The organism is Aeromonas sp. HMWF015 (assembly GCF_963878965.1).
GTDB classification, from domain to species: Bacteria; Pseudomonadota; Gammaproteobacteria; order Enterobacterales; family Aeromonadaceae; genus Aeromonas; species Aeromonas veronii.
The window spans coordinates 1-3,879 of record NZ_CAWNZT010000437.1 but is presented as its reverse complement, the minus strand read 5'-3'; the positions used below and the strand labels follow the sequence as shown (position 1 = coordinate 3,879).

4 protein-coding genes and 1 pseudogene are annotated in these 3,879 nt (G+C 58.3%); 2 read left to right on the top strand and 3 right to left on the bottom strand.

Translation table 11 applies throughout. The features are described 5' to 3' along the window. Nucleotides 1-203 precede the first annotated feature (203 nt). The gene (ubiU, locus tag AACS18_RS22660) at nt 204-1,199 is read left to right on the top strand and encodes a ubiquinone anaerobic biosynthesis protein UbiU (protein WP_005344835.1); all 996 of its coding nucleotides are present in this window, start codon (nt 204-206) and stop codon (nt 1,197-1,199) included. A gap of 11 nt (nt 1,200-1,210) precedes the next feature. Continuing rightward, nucleotides 1,211-2,083, top strand: a complete 873-nt coding sequence (locus AACS18_RS22655) for a U32 family peptidase (RefSeq protein ID WP_108613386.1) — start codon at nt 1,211-1,213, stop codon at nt 2,081-2,083. A 65-nt stretch (nt 2,084-2,148) separates the two neighbouring features. Here AACS18_RS22655 and nlpI read toward each other — a convergent pair whose 3' ends face one another. The 3 genes and pseudogenes from nlpI to AACS18_RS22640 form a co-directional block, all read right to left on the bottom strand. Continuing rightward, nucleotides 2,149-3,093 (bottom strand): lipoprotein NlpI, encoded by a 945-nt coding sequence (gene nlpI, locus AACS18_RS22650; protein ID WP_005351017.1) that lies wholly within the window; start codon nt 3,091-3,093, stop codon nt 2,149-2,151. Nucleotides 3,094-3,183: 90 nt separating this feature from the next. After that, entirely contained in the window at nt 3,184-3,552 is a 369-nt protein-coding gene (locus tag AACS18_RS22645) for a rhodanese-like domain-containing protein (protein WP_108613385.1), read from the bottom strand. A gap of 84 nt (nt 3,553-3,636) precedes the next feature. Then, nucleotides 3,637-3,879, bottom strand: a pseudogene (locus tag AACS18_RS22640) (protein translocase subunit SecF); the annotation flags it as partial.

The window sequence follows — 3,879 nt, the reverse complement described above, 5'->3', positions numbered from 1 at the left end:
AGTTGTTGAAACACGATAGACTCCCTTTTTTGCGCATTCAAACACAGGGAGAGTGGCAAGATCCTGTTGGAAATCAAACTTGTGCAGGGTTACCTCAAGAAGGGTAAAGCCACACAAAGCTGCCTCAGGTCAAAAAGCTGGAGTGCATGGCTGCATACAATCAGGGCTCGTTTGCCCTTCATATGCACTCTCGGAGCGTACCAATGGAATTACTCTGTCCGGCAGGCAGTTTGCCGGCACTGAAAACCGCCGTGGATAACGGGGCCGATGCCGTTTATATCGGTTTCAAGGATGACACCAATGCCCGCCACTTTGCCGGTCTCAACTTTACCGACAGCAAACTGGAGAAGGCGGTGGATTATGTGCATCAACATGGTCGCAAGCTGCATATTGCCATCAATACCTTTGCCCATCCCGGGGCCGATGCGCGATGGAAACAGGCGGTTGATCGCGGGGTGGCCCTCGGCGCCGATGCGTTAATCATCGCCGACCTCGCCGTGCTGGAATATGCCAGCCGCCACTACCCCGAGATGGAACTCCATGTCTCGGTGCAGGCCAGCGCCACCAATGCCGCCGCTATTCGCTTCTATCAGCAGCAATTCAATGTCACACGGGTGGTGCTGCCCCGGGTGCTCTCCATGCATCAGGTCAAGCAGCTGGCCCGGGAGACCGATGTTGGCCTTGAGGTATTCGCCTTTGGCAGCCTCTGCATCATGGCCGAGGGACGCTGCTATCTCTCCTCCTACATGACTGGCGAGAGCCCCAACACCGTAGGCGCCTGCTCACCGGCCAAGTTTGTCCGTTGGGAAGAGACCCCGAATGGCCTCGAGTCGCGGCTCAACGAAGTGCTGATCGACCGCTACGGCCCGGGCGAAAATGCTGGTTACCCGACCCTCTGCAAGGGGCGCTTCGATGTGGATGGCCAGACCTACCACGCGCTGGAAGAGCCCACCAGTCTCAATACCCTGGGTCTCCTGCCCGAGCTGTTCAAGACCGGGATCCAGTCGGTCAAGATTGAAGGGCGCCAGCGCAGCCCAGCCTATGTGGAGCAGGTGACCCGGGTGTGGCGTGCAGCCATCGATGCCTATCAGGCCAATCCCGAGGCCTATCAGGTCAAAGCTGAGTGGGATGCCCAGCTCGCCCGCGTCTCCGAAGGTAGCCAGACTACCCTCGGCGCCTACCATCGTCAGTGGCAATAAGGAGTCCACCCATGCAATTTTCTCTCGGGCCTCTGCTCTTCTACTGGCCCAAAGCCGATACCGAAGCCTTTTACCATGCTGCTGCCGACAGTCAGGCCGACATCATCTATCTGGGGGAGACCGTCTGCAGCAAGCGGCGCGAACTCAAAGTCGATGACTGGATTGCGCTGGCCCGTCAGATGGCCTGCTCCGGCAAGCAGGTGGTGCTCTCGACCCTCGCCCTTATCTCCGCCCCCTCCGAACTCAAGGAGGTGAAGCGGCTGGTCGACAATGGCGATCTTATGGTCGAAGCCAACGATCTCGGTACGGTGCAACTCGCCTGGGAGGCAGGGATCCCCTTCGTCTGTGGCCCCGCCATCAACGCCTATAACGCCGATGTGCTGCGCATGCTGCTTAAACAGGGGATGAAACGCTGGGTCATGCCGGTGGAACTCTCCCGTGACTGGCTGATCCAGCTCAATCAGGATCTGGGCCCCCTGCGCAACCAATTTGAGGTGGAGGTGTTTGCCTACGGCCATCTGCCGCTCGCCTACTCGGCGCGCTGCTTCACCGCCCGCTCCCTCGACAAACCGAAAGACAACTGCGAGCTCGCCTGTATCAACTACCCCACCGGACGACTGGCCAACAGCCGCGAGGGGCAGCGGGTGTTCAATCTCAACGGGATCCAGACCCAGTCCGGTTACTGCTACAACTTGGGTAACGAGCTGGCTGGTATGGAAGGTCTGGTGGATGTGGTCAGACTTTCACCGCAAGGGATGGAGACGCTGGAGATGGTGGCCCGCTTCAAAGCCAACCGGCAGGGCCAGGCTCCCCTCTCCTTGCAGCAAGGAAGCGACTGCAACGGCTACTGGCGCCAGATCCCCGGCATGAGCCTGGTGGAGTAAACCCGCCATTCGCCCAACAAAAAGGCCTCATCGCGAGGCCTTTTTTACCACTATCTGGCAGCGGTTCAGGAGGGCTGATCACCCTTGTTACGAGCGCTCTGGGCACCGGGCGGCAAGGGTTTGCGCGCCATCAACTCCAGCTCCAGCAGCGCATAGCGGTGCTCGATAAAATCGTAGACGTTGTTGGATAAGGCCAGCTTGAAGTAGCTGATGGCTTCCTTGCGGTTGCCTTTGCCCAGCTCGAACTTGCCCAGATAGAAGTAGGTTTCACACAGGCGCTCGGCAAGCTCCCGGTTATCCTTCACCCCTTTCACCACGTTGCCCATCAGCTGGGAAGCGTTGATCTCGCCGGTATAGAGGCGAACCAGGTCCCAGTTCCAGGCATCGTCATCGTACTTGTTGAGACGCTCGCGCATCCGGCTCATGGCGGCCGACGGGTCGAGTTTCTGCTCGGCCAGATAGAGCCAGATCACCCGATAGGGGTCTTCCGGCTGAGCCTCGTAGAAACGCTTCATATCGGCCGCAGCAAGTTCGGGACGGTTGCCGTAATAGAGGGCGATGCCACGGTTGAGATAGGCATAGTCATAGTCCGGCGCCAGTTCGAGGGCGGAATCGAACGCATCATAGGCTTCGTCGTAATTCTGCTGCTGTACCAGATAGACGCCGATGAAGTTGTAGGCTTCGGCGAAATCCGGTTTCTCCCGCAGGGCACGGTTGAAATCGAGCCGCGCGAGGGAACGCAGACCAACCCGATCAAACACCACGGCACGTTCATAGAACAACTCTGCCCGTTGCTCGGTGGTCAGTTCCATTTCACTGAGCATCTGCCCGAGTCGGGCGAGCGCCAGCTCACTCTGGTAGGAGACCTGCAGGGGGGTCGCCAACACCAGTGAAGCAGGCTGCGGCTTGGGAACCTTGGGGGTGTTAACCTGACTGCTACTGCTGCAACCCCACATGGGAAGCAACAACAGGATACCGAGGAGGTATCCAATCCCTTTCCTGACGTTCAATGAACACTCCGACGCTTACGCTTGACCCCGCATATGGTAAAGGTCAACAGCCGCTTTGTCATGTAGCTGTGCCCCTCTACCTCAAATAAATCAGGATTCGACAGGGTATCCGGCATCGCACCAACCGCGAAACCCGCCGTCGATGCTGATCACCTTGCGATAACCCATCTGTTGCAGGTTGTCCGCCGCCAGAATGGAGCGAAAACCACCACCACAATAGAGGTAGAGCTCAATCTCAAGATCCGGGAACTGGGTCTCGATATCCCGCTCAATCACGCCACGACCCAGATATCGGGCACCGGGCAGATGGCCTTTGGCCCACTCGCTCTCTTCCCGCACGTCGATCAGGTGAAACGTGCGCCCTTCGTCCTGCCAGCGCTTGATCTGGTGAACATCGGTTTCGGTGATGCGGGAGCGGATCCCGTCAACCAGCGCCAAAAAACGGGGATTGTGATGCATGACAAACTCCTGTTGTTTAAATCATGTGCGTCAGCAAACGACACGCAGAGATAAGAAAAGAGCGCCATGAGGCGCTCTTCACTGTTACGGCAGGATTTCCTGTTGGTCCGCACCCTCTTTCTCTACCTGGGTTGGCAGCATGTGCTCGCGCTTGACGCCGAGGAACATGGCAAACGCACTCGCCACATAGATGGAGGAGTAGGTACCGAACGCCACACCGATCACCATGGCCACGGCAAAACCGTGGATCAGCGCACCGCCCTTGAGCAGCAGCGCCAGCACCACGATAAAGGTAAGGCCGGAGGTGATGATGGTACGACTCAGGGT